The 20,639-nt window shown below is 67.9% G+C and carries 20 protein-coding genes; 14 read left to right on the top strand and 6 right to left on the bottom strand.

Annotation, left to right across the window (positions count from 1 at the left end; genetic code table 11):
• The 3 genes from ML01_RS30375 to ML01_RS25055 all read left to right on the top strand — a co-directional run.
• Positions 1–202 (top strand): hypothetical protein (locus ML01_RS30375; RefSeq protein ID WP_216819270.1); only part of this gene is annotated, 202 nt, incomplete at its 5' end.
• A gap of 42 nt (positions 203–244) precedes the next feature.
• Positions 245–460 (top strand): hypothetical protein, encoded by a 216-nt coding sequence (locus ML01_RS25060; RefSeq protein ID WP_058558111.1) that lies wholly within the window; start codon positions 245–247, stop codon positions 458–460.
• A gap of 61 nt (positions 461–521) precedes the next feature.
• Positions 522–1,568 (top strand): NADP(H)-dependent aldo-keto reductase, encoded by a 1,047-nt coding sequence (locus tag ML01_RS25055; protein WP_058558110.1) that lies wholly within the window; start codon positions 522–524, stop codon positions 1,566–1,568.
• A 57-nt stretch (positions 1,569–1,625) separates the two neighbouring features.
• On the opposite strand, the gene lgt is transcribed toward ML01_RS25055, so the two are convergent.
• A complete protein-coding gene (gene lgt, locus ML01_RS25050) occupies positions 1,626–2,480 on the bottom strand; it encodes a prolipoprotein diacylglyceryl transferase (protein ID WP_058558109.1) in 855 nt (284 codons plus the stop codon).
• A 196-nt stretch (positions 2,481–2,676) separates the two neighbouring features.
• Here lgt and ML01_RS25045 point away from each other — a divergent pair, with 196 nt between their 5' ends.
• Positions 2,677–4,146 carry a TldD/PmbA family protein gene (locus ML01_RS25045; RefSeq protein ID WP_058558108.1) on the top strand — a complete coding sequence of 490 codons (1,470 nt, stop codon included), beginning with the start codon at positions 2,677–2,679 and terminating at the stop codon, positions 4,144–4,146.
• Positions 4,143–5,462, top strand: coding sequence for a TldD/PmbA family protein (locus tag ML01_RS25040; RefSeq protein WP_058558107.1), 1,320 nt, complete (start codon positions 4,143–4,145; stop codon positions 5,460–5,462). Before ML01_RS25045 ends, ML01_RS25040 begins: the two co-directional genes overlap by 4 nt.
• 226 nt (positions 5,463–5,688) lie before the next feature.
• Here the strand turns inward: ML01_RS25040 and ML01_RS25035 are convergent, their stop codons facing one another.
• The 4 genes from ML01_RS25035 to hemE form a co-directional block, all read right to left on the bottom strand.
• The gene (locus ML01_RS25035; protein WP_058558106.1) at positions 5,689–7,719 is read right to left on the bottom strand and encodes a sodium-translocating pyrophosphatase; all 2,031 of its coding nucleotides are present in this window, start codon (positions 7,717–7,719) and stop codon (positions 5,689–5,691) included.
• A 285-nt stretch (positions 7,720–8,004) separates the two neighbouring features.
• Positions 8,005–8,790 carry a hypothetical protein gene (locus ML01_RS25030; protein WP_058558105.1) on the bottom strand — a complete coding sequence of 262 codons (786 nt, stop codon included), beginning with the start codon at positions 8,788–8,790 and terminating at the stop codon, positions 8,005–8,007.
• A 316-nt stretch (positions 8,791–9,106) separates the two neighbouring features.
• Positions 9,107–11,149 carry a hypothetical protein gene (locus ML01_RS25025; protein WP_058558104.1) on the bottom strand — a complete coding sequence of 681 codons (2,043 nt, stop codon included), beginning with the start codon at positions 11,147–11,149 and terminating at the stop codon, positions 9,107–9,109.
• A gap of 102 nt (positions 11,150–11,251) precedes the next feature.
• Positions 11,252–12,322 carry a uroporphyrinogen decarboxylase gene (gene hemE, locus ML01_RS25020; protein WP_058558103.1) on the bottom strand — a complete coding sequence of 357 codons (1,071 nt, stop codon included), beginning with the start codon at positions 12,320–12,322 and terminating at the stop codon, positions 11,252–11,254.
• A 163-nt stretch (positions 12,323–12,485) separates the two neighbouring features.
• On the opposite strand from hemE, the gene uvrD reads away from it, so the two are divergent.
• The 9 genes from uvrD (at position 12,486) to ML01_RS28040 (ending at position 20,476) form a co-directional block, all read left to right on the top strand.
• Positions 12,486–14,660, top strand: coding sequence for a DNA helicase II (gene uvrD, locus ML01_RS25015; RefSeq protein ID WP_058558102.1), 2,175 nt, complete (start codon positions 12,486–12,488; stop codon positions 14,658–14,660).
• Between the two features lie 49 nt (positions 14,661–14,709).
• Positions 14,710–15,033: a hypothetical protein gene (locus ML01_RS25010; protein ID WP_058558101.1), complete on the top strand. Its 324-nt coding sequence runs from the start codon at positions 14,710–14,712 to the stop codon at positions 15,031–15,033.
• 19 nt (positions 15,034–15,052) lie between these two features.
• Positions 15,053–15,364, top strand: a complete 312-nt coding sequence (locus ML01_RS25005; RefSeq protein ID WP_156427991.1) for a hypothetical protein — start codon at positions 15,053–15,055, stop codon at positions 15,362–15,364.
• Positions 15,365–15,471: 107 nt separating this feature from the next.
• Positions 15,472–16,551: a TRAP transporter substrate-binding protein gene (locus ML01_RS25000; protein WP_058558099.1), complete on the top strand. Its 1,080-nt coding sequence runs from the start codon at positions 15,472–15,474 to the stop codon at positions 16,549–16,551.
• Positions 16,500–17,744: a radical SAM family heme chaperone HemW gene (gene hemW / locus ML01_RS24995; RefSeq protein WP_082674661.1), complete on the top strand. Its 1,245-nt coding sequence runs from the start codon at positions 16,500–16,502 to the stop codon at positions 17,742–17,744. Before ML01_RS25000 ends, hemW begins: the two co-directional genes overlap by 52 nt.
• A gap of 92 nt (positions 17,745–17,836) precedes the next feature.
• Positions 17,837–18,406 carry a Uma2 family endonuclease gene (locus tag ML01_RS24990; RefSeq protein WP_254045389.1) on the top strand — a complete coding sequence of 190 codons (570 nt, stop codon included), beginning with the start codon at positions 17,837–17,839 and terminating at the stop codon, positions 18,404–18,406.
• A 422-nt stretch (positions 18,407–18,828) separates the two neighbouring features.
• Positions 18,829–19,938, top strand: coding sequence for a type I restriction enzyme HsdR N-terminal domain-containing protein (locus ML01_RS29385; RefSeq protein WP_156427990.1), 1,110 nt, complete (start codon positions 18,829–18,831; stop codon positions 19,936–19,938).
• Positions 19,939–20,057: 119 nt separating this feature from the next.
• Positions 20,058–20,261: a type II toxin-antitoxin system HicB family antitoxin gene (locus ML01_RS28045; RefSeq protein WP_082674660.1), complete on the top strand. Its 204-nt coding sequence runs from the start codon at positions 20,058–20,060 to the stop codon at positions 20,259–20,261.
• Between the two features lie 2 nt (positions 20,262–20,263).
• Positions 20,264–20,476: a type II toxin-antitoxin system HicA family toxin gene (locus ML01_RS28040; protein ID WP_082674659.1), complete on the top strand. Its 213-nt coding sequence runs from the start codon at positions 20,264–20,266 to the stop codon at positions 20,474–20,476.
• On the opposite strand, the gene ML01_RS30370 is transcribed toward ML01_RS28040, so the two are convergent.
• Positions 20,378–20,639, bottom strand: a 262-nt coding sequence (locus ML01_RS30370) for a hypothetical protein (RefSeq protein WP_216819271.1), incomplete at its 5' end; no start/stop codon positions are given. The genes ML01_RS28040 and ML01_RS30370 overlap by 99 nt on opposite strands.

Here is a 20,639-nt window from a genome sequence, read left to right as displayed (position 1 = left end):
TGCCGGCGCCGCTCACTGGGACCGCCGGCTTTCCAGCCGGCTCGCCGCCGGCGCGGCTCAATGCCGCGTCGGCGGCGTCCGGGCCGATCAGAGAGCACAGGCGCAGTCGTCCGCCCGGCAGCGCGCCATGGGCACCCGCCCGCTCCCGCGCCGCAGATCGCGCGCCGGGGGCATCGAGCCCCCGGCACGCGAAGCCGGCTGAAAGCCGGCGCTCCCGGTCCGTGCGGCGCGGTGTCGAGCCCGCTTGTCGGGCGCACCTCGCTTCTTTCTACGGAATCGCTTCGGCTGCGTCGGCGTAATCGTTGACGCCAAGGTCGCCGCGCTTCCCTTATATGGCGAGCTGGTCTATCGCGAGCTGGGCTTTCGACCACTGGACGCCATTCAAGGCACCCTCGGCGACCGCCCGGAGCGCTTGCCAATGTTCCTGGCGATCCGCCCGATCAGCGCTGCATTGGACTGAACCTCGCGGCGCTGGCCATCAATGTTTAACACCAGATCAACCCCGGAACAGGAGCCCCACCATGCACTACCGCCCCCTCGGCCGCACCGACCTCGACGTTAGCGCGCTGTGCTTAGGCACCATGACCTTCGGTGAGCAGAACAGTGCCGCCGATGCCGCCGAGCAGCTCGACCGCGCCGTGGCCGCCGGCATCAACTTCATCGACACCGCCGAGATGTACCCGGTGCCGCCAAAGCCGGAGACCATGGGCCGCACCGAGGACTACATCGGCCGCTGGCTCAGCGCGCGCGGCGGCCGCGACAAGCTCGTCATCGCCACCAAGGTCGCAGGCCCCGGCGCGGCGCTCGGGCTCAGTCATGTGCGCGGCGGCAACAACCGGCTCGACCGCGCGAACATCGAGCAGGCGCTCGACGCCAGCCTGCGCCGGCTCGGCACCGACTACGTGGACCTGTATCAACTGCACTGGCCGGATCGGGACACCAACTTCTTCGGCAAGCTCGGTTACGAGCACCCGACCGTGGACGACAGTGTGCCGCTAATGGAGACGCTGGAGGTACTCGGCGACCTCGTGCAGGCCGGCAAGGTCCGCCACGTGGGGCTGTCGAACGAGACGCCCTGGGGCACCATGCGCTTTCTGGAGCTGGCCGAGCGCCACGGGCTGCCGCGCATGGTCAGCATCCAGAACCCGTACAACCTGCTGAACCGCACCTTCGAGATCGGCCTTGCCGAGATCGCGCTCCGCGAGCAGTGCGGGCTGCTCGCCTACTCGCCCATGGCCTTCGGCGCGCTGAGCGGCAAATACCTCGACGGGCGGCAACCGCCGGACGGGCGGCTCACGCTCTTTCCGCGCTTCTCGCGCTATTCCAACGCGGAGGCCATCGCCGCGACGGCGGAGTATGTCGCCGTCGCCCGCAAGCACGGCCTGGAGCCGGCCGAGATGGCGCTCGCCTTCGTCACCGGGCGGCCCTTCGTCACGTCCAACATCATCGGCGCGACGACCATGGCACAACTGGAGCAGAACCTAGCGAGCCTGGACCTGGTGCTGTCGGACGAGGTGCTCGCCGACATCGAGGCGGTGCACACGCGGCAGCCGAATCCGAGTCCCTAAGGGGAAGGGCCGAGGGCCGAGGGCCAAGGCGGGCGGACCCCTTGGCGACGGCTGGCGTCATCCAGCCGCGTCGGGTGCGACCCGCCCGGAACCCCGCAGCGCGTAGGCGAGTGCGAGCATGACGGCGCCGCCGACGAGCATCGGCAGGGACAGGAGCTGGCCCATGGTCAGCCAGTCGAAGGCGACATAGCCGATGTGGGCGTCGGGCTGCCGCACGAATTCCACCGAGAACCGAAACAACCCGTAGAGCAGCAGGAACAGCCCCGACACGGCCATGGTCGGGCGCGGGCGCGATGAGAACCACCAGAGCACGACGAACAGCACAAGCCCTTCGAGCCCGGCCTGGTAGAGCTGCGACGGGTGTAGCGCGGGGCTGAGCGCGGTGCCGATGGGGAGCCCGACGCAATACTCCGGAAAGCGCGCGCAGGGCAACTGCATGGCCCAGGGCACCTGCGTGGCGTGGCCCCAGAGCTCACCGTTGATGAAGTTGCCGATGCGCCCGGCGAGGAGACCCGGCGGCACCAGCGGCGCGATGAAGTCGGCCACCCGGAAGAAGCCGAGCCCGTGCTTGCGCCCGAACAGCCAGATCGCGACCATAACGCCGATGAGTCCGCCGTGGAAGGACATGCCGCCCTCCCAGACCCGGAGCACATTGAGCGGATTGGCCAGAATCTGGTCATAGCCATAGAAGAACATATAGCCAAGCCGCCCGCCGGCGATGATGCCGATGACGGCGTAGAAGATGACGTCGTCCACCATCGCGGCGGTCCAGCCGGAGCCGGGCCGCGACGCCCGCCAGCGCCCGAGCGCCCAGCCCAGCGCGAAGCCGACCAGGTACATGAGCCCGTACCAGTGGACCCTAAGCGGGCCGAGCTGGAAGGCAACCGGATCGATGTCGGGGTAGGTCAACATGGGCGCGGATGCTAGCACGGGGGGAAGGATCTAGGGGCTAGGGGCTAGGGGCTAGGGCACCTCGCACCTGCGACCGACGCCCCCATAGTCCGGTAACGCGGAGCCTCGGCGCAGCGCCGAGGGCTGAGGGCTGAGGGGGCCTCGGCCCCTGCCCCCGCACCCACTTTCGCGCCATTTTTCGGAGTCACCAGCCATCATGAGCCTGGATAACCTGAACGCAACTGCCGACGCACTCCAAGGCATTGCTCGGCGCTTTGCCGACGCGGCGCCGGGCTGCGACTACTGGACCCTGCGCATTGTGGACGAGGAGCACGAGGGCCTCGCCGTGCGCGACGACGTCGCGGAGCCGAGCAGCATCGGCGCGAGCCGCGGCGCCATGCTCACCGTCGTCGTCGGCGGCGGCGTCGGCTATGCGGCCACGGCGGACCTGTCCGCCGCCGGGCTCGCCGCCGCCGCCGAGCGCGCGTTGGCAGCCGCGGACTTGCACGCGCGGCTCGGTCTGTTCGACGCACGCCTGTTCCCGCGCAGCAGCACCCGCGCCGAGTACCAGAGCCCCGAGGCACAGCCCTGGGGGCAGATGACGCTGTCCGACAAGCTCGGCGTGCTGAGCGAGGCCTGCACCCGGCTCGACTTGGGCGATCGCATCGTCGAGCGCGCCGCCTGGCTCGGCCATCGGCGCGTGCAGCAGCTCTTTATCAGCAGCGACGGTGCCGAGATCGCCCAGGGCTTTCGCTACGTGCACACCGGGCTCGCCGCCACCGCGCACATCGCGGGCCAGACGCAGACCCGCACCGGCGGCGGCGCGGATCGGCCCGGCCAGGGCGGGCTGGAGCTGCTCGCCGCGGCCGCGTTGCTGGAGGACGCCGAGCGCATCGCGAGCGAGGCCATCGCCCTCTGCGAGGCCCCAGAGTGCCCGAGCGAGCGCATGGACCTGATGCTGCTGCCGAGCCAAATGACGCTGCAGATCCACGAGTCCATCGGCCACCCGCTGGAGCTCGACCGCATCCTCGGCGACGAGCGCAACTACGCGGGCTTGAGCTTCGTTACGCCGGACATGTTCGGCACCTACCGCTACGGCTCATCGCTGCTCAACGTCACCTTCGACCCGACGCTGCCCGGCGAGCTCGCGAGCTACGTCGCCGACGACGAGGGCACGCCGGCGAAGCGCGTGCACCTGATCCGCGACGGCATCCTGGAGCGCCCGCTCGGCGGCGAGCTGTCGCAGCGCCGCGCGCGGCTGCCCGGCTCCGCCTGCGCCCGCGCCGCTGACTGGGACCGCCCGCCCATCGATCGCATGGCCAACATCAATCTGGTACCCAACGGCGAGGGCCTGGACGACATGGTCGCGCGTGTCGAGCGCGGCGTGCTGATGGACACGAACCGCTCCTGGTCCATCGACGACAGCCGCAACAAGTTCCAGTTCGGCTGCCAGCTCGGGCGGCTCATCGAGAACGGGGAGCTCAAGGGCCTGGTGCGCAACCCTGGTTATCGCGGCGTGTCCGCGCGCTTCTGGCGCAGCCTCGACGGCGTCGGCGGCCCGCAGACCTGCGAGGTGCGCGGCGTGCAGAACTGCGGCAAGGGCGAGCCGAACCAATCGGTCTATGTCGGCCATGCATCGCCGCCCTGTCTGTTCCGCGATGTGGAAGTCTTCGGAGGTGGGCTATGAGGCAAGAGCATTTCTATGCGCTGTTCGACGCACTCGCGGCCGGGCTCCAGGGCGATGAGATCCTGTTCGCGGGGCTCGGCGCCGAGCGCTCCGACTTCGTGCGGCTGAACCAGAACCGCGTGCGCCAAGCCGGCAGCGTCGCATCCGCCGGCCTCGGGCTCACGCTCATCGACCGCGGCCGGCAGGCAGACGGCGACTGCCCGCTTTCCGGTGACGCCGACGCGGACTTGGCCCAAGCCCGCGCGCTGCTCGGGCGGCTGCGCGAGCGCGTCGCGCACCTGCCGGAGGACCCGTACCTGAACTTCTCCACCGAGCCCGCCACGTCGGAGCGGCGCCTCGACGCCGATCTGCCGAGCACGGCCGATGCCATCGGCACCCTGACCGGCCTCGCCGGTGGGCTGGACCTGGTCGGCATCTGGGCCGCCGGGGACGTCATGGAGGGGCTGGCCAGCTCCATCGGTCATCGCCACTGGCACGCCAGCCGCAGCTTCAACCTGGACTGGTCCTGCTATCTGGACCGCGACAAGGCCGTGAAGGCGAGCTATTCCGGCTTCGACTGGCAGCCGGATGCGCTGGCCCACAAGGTCAACCACCAGCGCGCCGAGCTGTACGTGCTCGGCCGGCCGGAGCGCCACATTGAGCCCGGCCGCTACCGCGCCTACCTGGCGCCGGCGGCGCTCGCCGAGCTGATGGACCTGCTCGCCTGGGGCGGCTTCGGGCTGCGCGACCATCGCACGCGGCAAACGCCGCTGCTGAAGCTCGCCACCGGCGAGCAGCGCCTGAGCCCGGCGCTGACGGTAATCGAGGAGCACAAGCGCGGGCTGGCGCCTGGCTTTACGGACGAGGGCTTCACGAAGCCGGCACAGGTCGTGCTGATCGAGGGCGGCGAATATCGCGACTGCCTCACGGATGCCCGCAGCGCGAAGGAGTACGGCGCCACGGTCAACGCCGCGGACGAGGCACCGGAGTCGCTCGCCATCGCCGCCGGTGAGCTCGCGGCGGACGAGGCGCTGCGCCGGCTCGACACCGGCATCCTCATCGGCAATCTCTGGTACTGCAACTGGTCGGACCGCAATGCCTGCCGCATGACGGGCATGACCCGCTTCGGCACCTTTTGGGTGGAGCACGGCAAGCCTGTCGCGCCGCTTGGCGTGATGCGCTTCGACGACTCGCTGTATCACCTGCTCGGCGACCGGCTGGAGGGGCTGACGGCGGAGCGCGAGCTGCTGCTCGCGGCCGATACCTACGGCGGTCGCAGCACCGACAGCGCGCTGCTGCCGGGGGCGCTCGTCGCCGGTATCGACCTCACGCTCTGAGCGTGAACGCGAACGTGGGAGCGGCTTCAGCCGCGACAGCGCGATCGCGGCTAACGGCCATGGCGACCAGCGCCACCCCGCAGGATGAAAGGCGCCGCTCGCCATGGCCGTTGCCCTCACCCCGGCCCTCTCCCAGAGGGAGAGGGAGATTAAGGAGCGCGCCGCGCGCGACTTTCATGGTAAAGCCGCTCCCACAGTCGCGCGGCTAAAGCCGCTCCCACGCGCCTTACCCGAGCATGCCGACCAGGTTCGGTCCCAACAGCGGCGCGATGACGAGGCTGACGATGGCCATGACGTTGATCAGGATGTTCATGGCCGGGCCGGAGGTGTCCTTGAAGGGGTCGCCGACGGTGTCGCCGACCACGGTCGCCTTGTGGGTGTCCGAGCCCTTGCCGCCGAGGTTGCCCTTCTCGACGTACTTCTTCGCGTTATCCCAAGCACCGCCGGCATTGGCCATGGTCAGCGCCAGCAGCACGCAGCCGAGCAGCGCACCGCCGAGCATGCCGCCAAGGGCGGCCGGCCCGAGGCCGAAGCCCACGACCCAGGGCGCGGCGATGGCGATGACGCCGGGCATGACCATCTTCTTCAGCGCCGCGGTGGTGGCGATGTCTACGCAGCGCGCCGTATCCGGCTCGGCCTCGCCCTCCAGCAGGCCCTTGATCTCGCGGAACTGGCGGCGGATCTCGTTGATCATCTCGAAGGCAGCGTCACCGACGGCGGTCATGGTCATGGACGCGATGGCAAAGGGCAGGATGCCGCCGACGAAGAGCCCGATGACGACCATGGGATCGCTCAAGAGCAGCTCGAAGCCTGGCACATGCAGGGCCACGCTCTCGATGTAGGCCGTGATGATGGCCAGCGCCGCCAAGGCCGCCGCGCCGATGGCGAAGCCCTTGCCGATGGCGGCGGTGGTGTTGCCGAGCTCGTCCAAGGAGTCGGTGATGTGCCGCGTCTCGACGCCGAGCCCGGCCATTTCCGCGATGCCGCCGGCGTTGTCGGCCACCGGGCCATAGGCGTCGATAGCCATGGTGATGCCCACCGTCGCGAGCATGCCGACGGCGGCGATGCCGACGCCGTAGAGGCCGGAGAGCCAGTTCGAGACGAAGATGATGACGCTGATGGTGAGCATCGGCACGATCACGGACCACAGGCCGACGGCAAAGCCGGTGATGATGACCGTGGCGGGCCCTGTCTCGCCGGCCTCCGCGATGCGGACCACCGGCTTGGACGACGTGTAGTACTCGGTGACAAGACCGATGACGATGCCGCCCAAGGCGCCGATGAGCACGGCCCCCCAGACGGCGCTTGAAACGCCGGTGCCGACGATGACACCGTAGGCCACGGCCATGAACAGCACGCTCGAACCGATGGTGCCGATGCGTAGCGCCCGCTCCGGTGCCTGGTTGGAGAACATCCGCACCAGCGCAATGCCGGCGATGGAGCAGAGCAGGCCGGCGGACGCCAGGCCCAGCGGCAGGAACATCAGCGCATCGCGCTCGCCGAGCGGGTCCATGATGTCCACCGCCAGGGTCGAGGCAATGGCGATGGTGGCGATGATGGCGCCGCAGTAGGACTCGAAGATGTCCGAGCCCATGCCGGCGACATCGCCGACGTTGTCGCCCACGTTGTCGGCGATGACACCCGGGTTGCGCGGGTCGTCCTCCGGGATGCCCGCCTCGATCTTGCCGACGAGGTCGGCGCCCACATCCGCGCTCTTGGTGAAGATGCCGCCGCCGACGCGCGAGAACAGCGCGACGCTCGATGCACCCATGCCGAAGCCGTGGATGGCGTGGGCGGTTTCAGGGTCGCCGCCGAACACGAGATAGAGCGTGCCGAGGCCGAGCAGCCCGAGCGACGCAACGGCGAGCCCCATGATCGAGCCGCCGAAGAAGGCCACTGTCAGCGCCTCCGCGGGGCCCTTGGTATGCGCCGCCACGGTGGTGCGCACGTTGGCCCGCGTCGCGGTGCTCATGCCGATGAAGCCGGCCAGCGCCGAGGCGATGGCACCCACCGCAAAGGCAAGCGCCGTCTTCCAGCCGAGGGTGACATAGAGGATGACGAGCAGCACGGCCGCGAACATGCCGAGCAGCGTGTATTCCCTGCGCATGAAGACCATGGCGCCGAGATGGATGGCATCGCCAATGGCGGCCACCTTGCCCTCGCCCTTGGGATAGGACTGAATGATGAGGAAGATAATGAGGGCCGCAATCAGGCCGAGACCCCCGATCAGCAGGGGTGAGAGAGCAATCAGGCTCATGGGTGGGTAACTCCCCGTGTGGCTCGAATCACTATTGTTGTCTCCGGGAACAGCGCCCGAACCGTCGGCGCTGCCCGTGCACGAAAGTCTTCGCGGCCTCGATGGCAACGCCGGCCGCGGCGGCGCGCACCGTCGGGCGATCTCCGCCCGACGCCATCAGTGCTGCCGGGCTGCGCGGTCGGCCCGGCATCGCCGGGCCCCTCAGGTGCCGGGCGCTCCAAGAACGACCCCCGCCGACGCCGTTTCCATGCGGCGCGAGCCGTGCTCCGCGCCCGGCCAGGTCGATTACATCGCGCGCCAGAAACGGAAATTGTTCGCCTCGATCTCGGCCGCCGGCGGCATCGGGAAGAACAGGGTCGTGTCCTGCGACGCGAACATGAACCCGTGGCGAATGAGCTTGTACGGGATCGTGTCGAAGCTGCTGTCGAGCCTGAGCCCCTTGGTGTCTTTGGTCGGCTCGTCGCGCAGCTCCAGGATGGCCGCGCGCAGGGTCGACGGATGCAGCCGCGGAATGGGCGGATGCATGGTCGGGCGCGCTTCGAACTCCTCCAGGAAGTGGTCGATGTCGAGCTCGATCTGGGTGTAGAACTGCTTCGGCGCGCCCTTGGTGTAGGTCGGGTGCGTGACGTACGCGCCGAAGGCCGGGAAGTCGAGCCGCGACATCACCAGCATGCGCAGCGGCGCGATCTCGGCGTAGATGCGCATCAGGCCCGGCTCGTGGATCTTGTCGTAGGGCGCGGACGCAAGCTCCAGCGTATAGCCCTCCGGCGTCACCAGGATCAGGCGCAGGATGGCGTTCAGGTCCATGTGCTCCAGCACGCGGTAGGTGGAGATGAACTTGGTCGCCTTCGGGCGCCCGTCCGGATGCGGCTTCAGCTCCGCAAGGGCCTCGTCGATCTTGAAGTACGGGTTGCGGAAGCCGAGGTCGATCTCTGCGAACACCACCTTGCCGTCGTAATAGCGCACCGAGCCGGAGGTGTAATGCCGAGCAAAGGCCTCCGGATCCAACTGCGAGGCAACCAGAGCCGGATTCGGCGCCAAGATCTGGTACAGGTGATTCTCGGGTTGCATGCGGAAACTCCCATGGTTGGACAGCCGCCAAGGCTAAGGCCTATTTGGGCTAGGGTCAATTTTGCGTATCTTTAAGAAACTCAATAGTCGCCATCGGTAGAAACCCGAACCAGGAGAGCGGGCGTCAGGAAGCGGTTTGAGGGCGGTGTCCATGGGAAAGCGCAAGGGGGATGACTGATGCCGGGGACGCGGTGATTGTCGTGCGGCGGAACGCTCGGGAGGCGTCGGTTGCGCGAGGGCGGAGGGTCGATACGGGTTGCGGGGTCCCGATCCCGATCCCGATCCCGATCCCGATTTCGATTTTGGTGGCAGGGGGTTAGGCCAGGAGCGGATAGGCGAGGTCGACTTGGCCGATGGGGCGCGATGCACCGGCCGGCGACAGCGGCGCATAGCGCTGCACGGAGGCGCTGTCCAGGCGCCCGGCGACGCGATGCAGCTCGGTGAGCCGCGCGCCCTGGCGCACGAGATAGGCGAGGTAGGTGTGGCGCAGGACCTCGGGCGTGACCTCGGCGGCGTGCGCCAGGCCGGCGTCGACGGCGAGCAGCGGGATGCGCGCGGCGATCTCGACGGCCTCGTCCGGGCTCCGCCACGCGGGCAACGGATGGGCGTCCTTGAACAGGTCCGCGAGCGCCGGCGGCAGCAGGACGCGCCGCGCATCGGCGGGGACGCGCAGCTCGCTCTCGCGCAGATCGAAGTCCTCCATCGTGAGCTGCGCGATCTCGGGCAGGTCCAGCCCGCACAGCAGGAGCCCCATGACCTGCCGTTCGGCATCGTCTGCAAGCTCCCACAAGGCCTCGACCTCGCCGCCCATGAGCTGGCGAGTCGTCGCGTCGGGCAAGGCCCCGAGCGGTGCCGGCCCACGCCCGAGCAGGCCGCCCGGTGCCTGGCCGAGCTGGCCCGGCGGTGCGTACGGCGGCAGTTGCGGCGCGCCGGCGGCCCGCCCGCCGGCATCGTCGCCCCAGATGCGCACGCCGGTCATCGGCAGGCCGCGGCGCGGCCGGCGGGAGGCATCGAGCAGCAGCAGCCCGAGCACGGTCAGCAGCCCGGCACCGGCAGCCGCGGCGGCACTGATGCCGAAATCCCGCCCGTAGTGCGGACGCACCGGGTCCCGCGGCGGGTGTGCGGGCTCGATGATCTCGATCTGCGGATAGCCGTCGATGGCCTGGGTCTCGAGGGCGACGCGCTCGCCCTGGGTGCTGCGCTGCATGTCGTCGAGCGCGGCGAGGTCCGCCTCCAGGTCCTTGTAGGCCTCAAAGTCGGCCGTGAAGCGCGAGGCGACGCGTTTTTGGTCCGCGAGCTCGCGCTCCAGGCGCAGGCGCCGGTCGGTGGTGGTCTCCACCGCGCGGCGAGCCTCGGTGAGCGCGGCCTCGGCGCCCTGGCGCCCGACGGTGGCAATGCGCGCGCGCAGTCGCTTGAGCTGCTCGGGCAGCGCACGCTTATCCGGATCGTTCTGGATGAACATCTCGGTGTAGCGCTTTTGCAGCTCTTGCACGCGCACGGCCAGCTCCGCCTCCTGCTGCTGGAGCTGCGCCAGCGTCGCCGCGGCCTCGTCCACAATGACCGGGGCGCCGCTCGCGGCGGCGGACTCCAGCGCCATGAGCCGGGCACGGGCCTTGATCTGCGCGTCCTCGGCCTCCGCCAGCGAGGCCTGCAGGGTGTTCAGGCGGTTCAGCGCGCGGTTGCTGTCGCGCTCCAGCGTGACGATGTCGCGCTGCTCGCGGAACGCCGTCAGCGCGGCGCGCTTGGCGGCGATCTGCGTCTCCAGGGAGTCGCCCTGCTCGGCGAGCTTCTCCAGGCGGGTGCCGAGGCGGGCCTCGATCTCGGCCTGGCGCAGCCCCTCGTAGGACGCGAGCCAGGCGTTGACGATGTCGGACAGGAGCAGCGGCAGGCCGCCCTCGGCGCTCAGCTCCACCAGGTTGGTGCCAGGCACCGCATCGACAGTCAGCAGCGGGCGCAGGTCGTCCGGCGTCGGCGGCGGGTCGCCACCCGCGGCGTCCACACGCGCGATGGTGTCCGCCAGGAGCTGGCGGCCGAGCAGGAGCTGGCGCTGGATGGCGACGTGCTGCAGGTCCGCGTCGCTGCGGCCCGCGCCGCTGCGCTCGGCGGGCACGGTGGTGAGCACCGTGGCCGTGGCGCGGTAGACCGGCGGGCGGCTCAGGTTCCAGACGGTGGCGGGCAGCAGCACCAGCGCGAACGCGGCCAGGAACCACAGCGCCAGCGACCCGGCGCTGCGCTCGGGGAGCGGCGCGCCATGACCTTGATCCCCGCCGGTGACGACCTCGATGCGCGGTTGGCCCAAGGCCTGACCTGACTGGCCGGGCGGCGGGCCTTCGAGCAGCGTTTGGGCGTCGGTTGCCATGCGGTCAAAATGCGCGCAGTTGGCTGACAAAAGCGGCCGGGCCGCGGCATGGAAAGGACCCCGCGGCGCGCGCCCGTTGCGGACGGCGCGGCCGTCGGCGGCTCAGCCGCCGGCGTGGTAGGGCCGGCTCAGCTCGTGCACGGCTGCCACCATGGCGCCGGCGTGCTCCGGGTTGGTGTCGGGGTGGATGCCGTGGCCCAGGTTGAACACGTGGCCACTGCCGGCACCGTAGCTCGCGAGCACGCGCCCCACCTCGCGGCGGATGCGCTCCGGCGAGGCATACAGGGTGCAGGGATCAAGGTTCCCCTGCAATGCCACCTTGTCCTGCACCAGGCGACGTGCGTCGGAAAGCTCCGTGGTCCAGTCCACGCCCAGCGCGTCGCAGCCGGTCTCGGCCATGCGGTCGAGCCACTGGCCCGCGCCCTTGGAGAACAGCACCACCGGCACGCGACGGCCGTCGGCTTCGCGGGTCAGGCCTTCTACGATGCGCTCCATGTAGCGCAGCGAGAACTCCCGGTAATCGCCCGGGGACAGGACACCGCCCCAGGTGTCGAACACCATGGCGACCTGCGCGCCGGCGGCGATCTGCGCGTTGAGATAGAGCGTCACGGCCTCGGCCACCTTGCCGAGCAGCGCGTGCATCAGGTCCGGGCGGTCGAACAGCATCGCCTTGCTCAGCGCGAAGTGCTTGGTGGTGCCACCCTCGACCATGTAGGTCGCGAGCGTCCACGGGCTGCCCGAGAAGCCGATCAGCGGCACGCGCCCGGCGAGCTCGCGGCGAATGGTGCGCACGGCGTCCATCACATAGCCCAGATCGTCCTCCGGGTCCGGCACGCGGATGCGCTCGACGTCGGCCGCCGAGCGCACCGGGTGCTCGAAGTGCGGGCCTTCGCCCTCGGCGAAGTAGAGCCCGAGACCCATCGCGTCCGGCACCGTCAGGATGTCCGAGAACAGGATAGCCGCGTCGAGCGGGAAGCGCTCCAGCGGCTGGATGGTCACCTCGCAGGCGAGCTCCGGGTTGCGGCACAGGTCCATGAAGCTGCCGGCACGCGCGCGGGTCTCGCGGTACTCGGCGAGGTAGCGCCCGGCCTGGCGCATCATCCAGACCGGGGTGTACTCGACGGGTTCGCGCAGCAGCGCGCGGAGCAGGGTGTCGTTTTGGAGCTCAGTCACGGGTGGGCTTCCGGCGGGCTTGGTGATAAGGGGGGCGCCATTTTGCACCGGAACGGTTCGGCGCGGTGCTGACGCGGGACAATCGCGGTCCACACCGGGCTTGACTTCCCTCCTGGGCGGTCAGGCGACGCGCGCTGCCGGATTATGCCCTTACAATGGCGCGATGGACGTCACCCCGATACTCGATTCCCTGAACGACGCCCAGCGCGCTGCCGTCACGGCCGGCGCCGGCAACCGCTTGGTGCTCGCCGGTGCCGGCTCCGGCAAGACCCGCGTGCTGGTGCACCGCATCGCCTGGCTGATCCAAGTCGAGCAGGCGCCGCCCTGGTCGCTGCTCGCAGTCACGTTCACGAACAAGGCCGCCCGCGAGATGAAGCAGCGCATCGAGCGCATGCTGGACGTGCCCGCCGGCGGCATGTGGGTCGGCACCTTCCACGGCTTGGCGCACCGCTTCCTGCGCGCGCACTGGCAGGACGCAAAGCTGCCGCAGCAGTTCCAGATCCTGGACTCCGATGACCAGATGAGGCTGGTGCGGCGCATCATGAAGGAGCTGTCGCTCGACGAGGCCCGCTGGCCGCCGCGCCAAGCGCAGGGCTTCATCAACAAGCAGAAGGACGAGGGGCGCCGGGCGGAGCAGATCGACGGCGGCGGCGACTTCTACCAGCAACAACTGATCGACATCTACCGCCGCTATCAGGCCGCCTGCGACAAGGCCGGCAGCGTGGACTTTGCGGAGCTGCTGCTGCGGGCGTTCGAGGTGCTGCGGGACCGCCCGGACATCCTGCACCACTACCGGGAGCGCTTCCGGCACATCTTGGTGGACGAGTTCCAGGACACCAACGCCATCCAGTACGCCTGGCTCAGGCTCCTGGCCGGTGAGCGCGACAACCTGTTCCTGGTGGGCGACGATGATCAGTCCATCTACGGCTGGCGCGGCGCCAAGGTGGAGCACATCCAGCGCTTCCAGCGCGAGTATCCGAACACCGAGATCGTGCGCCTGGAGCAGAACTATCGCTCCACCGGGAATATCCTCGGCGCCGCCAACGCGCTCATCGCGAACAACCCGACCCGCCTCGGCAAGAACCTCTGGACCGACGACGGCGCCGGCGAGCCCATCCGCCGCTATGCCGCCTTCAACGAGGTGGACGAGGCGCGCTTCGTCGTCGAGCGCATCCGCCGCTACAGCGTGGACGAGGGCATGGCCCGCGCCGAGTGCGCCATCCTGTACCGCACCACGGCGCAGTCACGGCTGTTTGAAGAGGCGTTGATCCAGGCCGGCCTGCCGTATCGGGTCTATGGCGGGCAGCGCTTCTTCGAGCGTGCCGAGATCAAGGATGCGCTGGCGTATCTGCGGCTGCTGCTGAACCCGAGCGACGACGACGCCTTCGAGCGCATCGTGAACGTGCCGACGCGCGGCATCGGCCCACGCACCGTGGAGCTGCTGCGCGAGCAGGCGCGCGCCGCCGGCAGCTCGCTCTGGTCGGCGACCGAGGGCATCGTGCAGGCCAACGCGCTGCCGCCGCGGGCGCTGGGCGCGGTGCGCGGCTTCGTGGAGCTGATCGGGCGGCTGCGCGGGCGCTTCGAGACCGGAACCGCCGCGGGCGAGCCGGCGGACCTCGCCGCCCTGGTGCAGGAGGTCGTCGAGGCCGCGGGCCTGCCCGAGCACTACAAGAAGGAGCGCGACGGCCGCGGCGTGGAGCGCATCGAGAACCTGGAGCAGCTCGCCGAGGCGACGCGGCGCTACGCTGCCGAGGCGCCGGACGACGAGGGCGACCTGCTCGCGAGCTTCCTCGCCCACGCGGCGCTGGAGGCGGGCGATGCGCAAGCCGACGACGCCCAGGATGCGGTGCAGCTCATGACGCTGCACAGTGCGAAGGGGCTGGAGTTCCCGGTGGTGTTCGTGACCGGCGTCGAGGAGGGACTGTTCCCGCACGCGATGTCCGTCGAGGACCCGGCGCGGCTCGAAGAGGAGCGCCGGCTGTGCTACGTCGGCATGACCCGCGCGATGCAGCGGCTGTACCTCACCCATGCCGAGAGCCGCCGGCTGCACGGCCGCGAGGAGTACCCGATGCCGTCGCGCTTCCTGCGCGAGGTGCCGCCGGAGCTCATGGAAGAGGTCCGCGGCGGCGGCGTGTCCAAGGCACTGCCCGCCGCGGGCGCGGCGCATGCGGCCGGCGGCTTCCGGCTCGGCCAGCAGGTGATGCATCCGAAGTTCGGCAGCGGCGTCGTGCTCAACACCGAGGGTGCCGGCCAGCACGCCCGCATCCAGGTCAACTTCGAGAGTGTCGGCGCCAAGTGGCTGGTGCTGGCCTATGCGCGGCTGGATGCGGCGGGCTGATGTGCCGCGGTTCCGCTGCGGTCGCATGCGCCCGACCGGACGCTGAGCCGTGACGGCGCTGCGTATCTTCCAGATCACGCTCGTGCTGGTGCTTTGGTATTTCCTCGCGGGCCTCGTCTTCACGCGCTGGCTCGGCGTCTGGCCCGCGGACATCGAGCGCGAGGGCTTTTTCCTGATCGCCGCGGCCATGCCCTGGGCGCTGCTCGGGCTGGACTTCTATGCACCGGCGCATTCCATTGTCGGTGCGGCGGTGCGCGATGTGCTGTTCTTCTTTCTGCTCGGCCTCGGCATCGCGGCCAATGCAGCCATCGTCAATGCCGTGTTGACCCACCTTGGGCGGCGCGTCGCATGGACCCTACGGCAACGGCGTTGAGCATGACGGCAACAACCTCGTGAAGCGACACCTGCGGCTCTTTCTACTCCTGACGCTCGTGCTGCTGACCTACACGCTGGTGGAGCGGCACCTGCGTGACGGACCCGGGCCGGTGCCGGCGCTCTTCGACTGGGGCGGCATCCTGCTGGCCGTCGGGTCGCTGCCCTGGTCGCTCGCGGCGCTCGGGTTCTTCCGCGCCGCGGGCTCGCCGCTCGCCCAGGCGGCCCGCGATGTCGCGTACATGCTGATTTTCACCGGCGGCACGGCGCTCAACACCCTGTTGCTGATCGCGGGGCTCAGGTGGATCATGCGGCGGTTTCGGGACTCTTAGCGACGGTTCAGACATGAGCGGCACACGATTTCGATGAAGACGGCAAGGAGCGCTAACCAGCGCTCCTTCGCGCCACAGCAGCAACGACAACCGACGAGGAGCAAGCCATGCAACGCCGTACCTTCATCACCGGCGCCGCCGGCGCTACCGCCGCGGCAGCCGCACTCGGCAGCGGCAGCGCCTGGGCCAAGCCCGAGCACAAGTGGAAGATGGTCACCACCTGGCCCAAGAACTTTCCGGGCCTGGGCACCGGTGCAAACAAGCTCGCCGAGCTCATCGGCACGCTGAGCGGCGGGCGCATCGAGGTGAAGGTCTTCGGCGCCGGCGAGCTGGTGCCGGCGTTCGAGGTCTTCGACGCCGTCTCCAGCGGCACCGCCGAGATCGGCCACGGCGCCGCCTACTACTGGAAGGGCAAGAGCGAGGCGGCGCAGTTCTTCTCCAGCGTGCCCTACGGCCTCACCGCGCAGGAGATGAACGGCTGGCTCTACCACGGCGGCGGCCTGGAGCTGTGGACCGAGCTCTACGCCGGGTTCGGTCTCGTGCCCGCCCCGGCCGGCAACACCGGCGTGCAGATGGGCGGCTGGTTCAACAAGGAGATCAACTCCGTCGCCGACCTGGAAGGGCTCAAGATGCGCATCCCGGGCCTCGGCGGCGAGGTGCTGAGACGCGCCGGCGGCACGCCCGTGAACCTGCCCGGCGGCGAGCTCTTCACGGCATTACAGTCCGGCACCATCGATGCAACGGAGTGGGTCGGGCCGTACAACGACCTCGCCTTCGGCCTCTACAAAGCGGCCAAGTACTACTATTACCCGGGCTGGCAGGAGCCGGGCACGACGCTGGAGGCGATGGTCAACAAGAAGGTCTTCGACGGCCTGCCGAAGGACCTCCAGGCCATCGTGCTGAACGCCTGCAAGGTCTTGAACCAGGACATGCTCGCCGAGTACACGGCGCGCAATCCGGCAGCGCTGCGCACCTTGGTCACCGAGCATGGCGTGGACCTGCGAAAGTTCCCGGACGACGTCATCGTCAAGCTCCGCGAGCTGTCCGACCAAGTCGTGGCCGAGATCGCCGACAAGGACGCCTTCTCGCAGAAGACCTACGCGTCTTACCGCAAATTCCTGACCCAGGCCAAGGAATGGAGCGCGATCGCCGAGCTGACCTATCTCAAGGCGCGGGACGAGACCTGAGCGAGCGGCCCGCTCCCGCCGACGCGGCAGCCCGGCACCGGCACTTCCCGGCCGGGCCGCCGCCGCTCGCGCTTTACGTGCATCTGCCGTGGTGCGTGCGGAAATGCCCTTACTGCGACTTCAATTCCCACGCCGCCCCGGCCGCGCTGCCGGCGGATGACTATGTGTCGGCGCTGCTCCGCGACCTGGACGCCCGACTCGCGGCACCCGCGGCGCGGCGGCCCATCGTGTCCATTTTCATCGGCGGCGGCACGCCGAGCCTGTTTCCGGGCGCCGCCATCGCGCGGCTGCTCGACGGCATCCGCGCGCGCTGCGCGCTGGCCGACGACGCCGAGATCACGCTGGAGGCCAATCCCGGCACGGTCGATGCCGGGCACTTCGCGGCCTATCGCGCGGCGGGCGTCAACCGGCTTTCCATCGGCGTGCAGTCGCTGTCGCCCCAGCACCTGACTGCGCTGGGGCGCATCCACGACCCGGCACAGGCGCGCCGCGCCGTGACCGTGGCCCGCGCCGCCGGCTTCGACAACGTCAACCTGGACATGATGTTCGGCCTGCCGCGGCAGACCCTCGCACAGGCCCGGGCGGACCTGGACGCGCTGATCGCACTCGCGCCCGAGCACATCTCCTATTACCAGCTCACGCTGGAGCCGAACACCGCCTTCGCCCACACACCGCCGCCGGTGCCGGACGACGATCTGCTCGACGCGATGCAGGAGCAAGGCATCGCGCAGCTCGCCGCCGCCGGCTACGCGCGCTACGAGGTCTCGGCCTACGCCCGCAGCGGGCGCCGCTGCCGGCACAACCTCAACTACTGGCGCTTCGGCGATTACCTAGGTGTCGGCGCCGGCGCCCACGGCAAGCTCACCGACGCGGTGACCGGCATCGTGGAGCGGCGCAGCAGCAAGCGCTCGCCGGCGGACTACCTGGCCGATCCGGACAAGCCAAGCACGCGGGCGCTACTCGATGATGCGGACCTGGTGCTGGAATTCGCGCTCTACGCGCTGCGGCTGCTGGACGGCGTGGACGCGGCGCTCTTCACAGCCCACACCGGCCTGCCGCCGGAGAGGCTTGAGCCCGCGCGCGCCCACGCGGTCGCGGCCGGCCTGCTGGAGCCGGACCCGGCGCGGCTCGTGGCAACGCCGCTGGGCCTGCGCTTCCTGAACGACCTCCTGGGCGGGTTCGCCGAGGCTTGAGCACGCCGATCGCTGCGAGCCGACCGCGTCGGCCTATAATCCAGGCATCGCCATCACCGCCCGCCAATGGCAGTAACCCAATGAGCAGCTTGATGAAAGACCGCTTGGTCCCGCTGCAGGACTACTTCGCGCTGGATTCCGAAACCGCGCGCGAGCGCTGGGAATGGCGCAACGGCGATGTTCACTGCAGGAGCGGCGCCCAGCCGGAGCACAATGTGTGCTGCGCCAACTTGCTCGGCGAGCTCCGCGCGCGACTACGCGGCTCCGCCTGCCGCACCTTCACCTGCGCTCAGCGCGTCAAGGTCCAGGCCGGCAGCCCCTATCTCTATCCCGATATCTCCGTCGCCTGCGGGCCCGAATTCACCGTCATCAACGGCCTGCGCACACTGCTGAATCCGGTGCTCATCGTCGAGGTGCTGTCGCCGAGCAGCGCCCGGGACGACAAGGGCACCAAGTTCATGCAATACCAGACCATCCCCTCGCTCACCAACTACCTGCTCGTCGATTCCAGCGAGGTCGCCGTGCTGCACTACCGCAAAGACGGCGAGGTCTGGACCCCGCGGCTCTTTGCCGAGCCGGGAGACGTGGTCCCGCTGCCCACCCTCCACGTCGCCCTGCCGCTCGCCGAGATCTATCTCGACGCGGGGCTCCTACCCGGCTGAGCCGCGCGGCAAGGTAGCCGTCGATGTCCGCGGGCGTCAGCTCCGCCAGCCGTCGCGGCTGCGTCGCCTACACGGAAGGACTCGGCCCGCAGCACGTACCAGCGCTCGACGTCCGCCCGCACGCCGAGGCGGCAAACCCGCGTCAGATAGTTCGTCCAGAAGGCGTCGATGCGCTGCCGGGCGGTTGTCTCCGCATCAGAGATCGGGTAGCGTCTTTTGTGTCGGGCGCGGCTGGGGACTGGAATCGGCCATCGGCGCGGGTGCTGGGCTGAGGTGGGTTCTCGATTACGGACTGGTTACGCTGTGTCTAGTTCCAGAACGGCACATTGTGGATAGTCCAATATTTCTGATTGTGTCCATTACATGTTGGGCACAGATACCCGCACAGATTCCACGCTCTCGCTTTCTTGGGCCTCGTATTGATGACCGGTGAAACCATTGCAAACAAGGGCGACGTTGGGGCTTGGCAAAGACTTGCGGAACTCGATCCGCAAACGCTTGGCCCTAGGGAGGAGGATGTCAAATTCAAATTTGTTGCGCCCCTATTGCGCATTTTGGGATTCGAAGATACAGACTGCACGTTTGAAACACCAGCAGACTTGGGGCGCATTGACATATCAATTGCAGGACTTCGCGCAGCGATAATCATCGAATGCAAAGCACCGCGCGTCCAACTCGAAGGCTATATCAATCAGTTGGAAAAATACGTTAGGGAGACCATGACTCGCCAACACGCCGCTATGATCGCGGTACTAACAAATGGAGAGCGGCTGTTAGTATTCGGCGTACTCGAAGCTATTCACAAGAACGAGCTTTCTGATCATTTTCTCTTCGAAATATCCCGGAAACAACTCGAGGATGAAGATACCCAGGTGCGCTTAGGCGAGCTAATTGGGCGAGATGCAATCAACGACGTTGACATCAGAGATAGAGTTGAAGCTCTTCTACGCGAAAACAATGCGAAGCGAGAACAACTAGAGAAAGACACGGCTCGGCGCAGCGCGCTTCTCACAGAAAAGCAAGAGCTATTGCGCCGTCTCGCAGAAATTGAATCGGAACTTGATAACCTTACGCAGTCGCATCGAAGTCTTAGCCCGCCTGCAACAAATGTGCAACCCGCACGCAAAGCTGCGTCGAGCTTTAAGTGGTCGCAAGAGTATGGGAAGACCGAAGTTGTAAGCAGTTGGCTGGACGAAGTGCTGGAAGACTTACTGCCGCACGGATCGCAAAACCAAGTTTCGCATGCACAGCTCACACAGCAGTTTTCCGGTTTCCTTGAGGGCAGAGGCAGCGAGCGGGCAAAATCTTTGTCACAAGCAGAAAGGCGTAGCCAAGCAGGCAATATGATTGACTGGATTACCGCAAGGTGGACTGCAGGTCTCGGCGGAAAAGATAGTGCACAAATGCAGTCCGACCCTGGTGCCGAAGTCACAGACCCAAGGGCAAAAGGTTGGCTCCGAGAGTTCACCCGTAAATGGGCAAGAGATCAGGGGAATACATGGTCGTTCAGACGCAGGCACATGCCCAACTAGCGCGCCAGCCCGACGCCTTGGAGCAGCCCTCGCTATCGCTCGGGCTGCTCCAAGGCGCGGGCTGCGCTTCACGTTAGCGCCAAGATAAGATTGCTCCAGCAAATAGCCTCCGGTGGCCCATGAAATACAAAGTCGCTCTCCGAAAGACAGATGAAGGATTTAGCGTTTCCTGCCCAGGTTTACCTGGATGCTGGTCAGAGGGAAAGACAGAACAGGAAGCTTTGGAGAACATTGCGGATGCCATAAATGAATACATTTCAGTTTCGGCAGAATTGGCCGCAACGGAAGATACCCAGATGCGGGAAGTCGAAGTGGCCGCGTAAGGATGCCGAAGATTCCAGGTGTCAGTCACCGCGATGCCGTCCGTGCCTTACAGAAAGCAGGGTTCCGAGTTGTCCGCGAAAGCAAGCACGTCATCATGTCTGACGGCGCGCGGATCTTAACCATTCCAAGAGGGAATCCAGTTGATGCTTTCACGCTCGGGGGAATCGTTAAGGATGCGGGCTTGACCGTAGAGCAGTTCAAGGAACTGCTTTGATGCGAGTACGGCGCTAACATTTGGCGCAGGCCCGAGTTCCGAATTACAAACAATCGGGGACAGACCACGTTTTTCGACAAACAATCGGGGACAGACCACGTTTTTCGAAACAATCGCAAACAATCGGGGACAGACCACGTTTTTCGAAACAATCGGGGACAGA

The organism is Thiohalocapsa sp. ML1 (assembly GCF_001469165.1).
Taxonomy (GTDB): domain Bacteria; phylum Pseudomonadota; class Gammaproteobacteria; order Chromatiales; family Chromatiaceae; genus Thiohalocapsa.
This window is presented reverse-complemented; position numbering and strand designations above follow the sequence as displayed.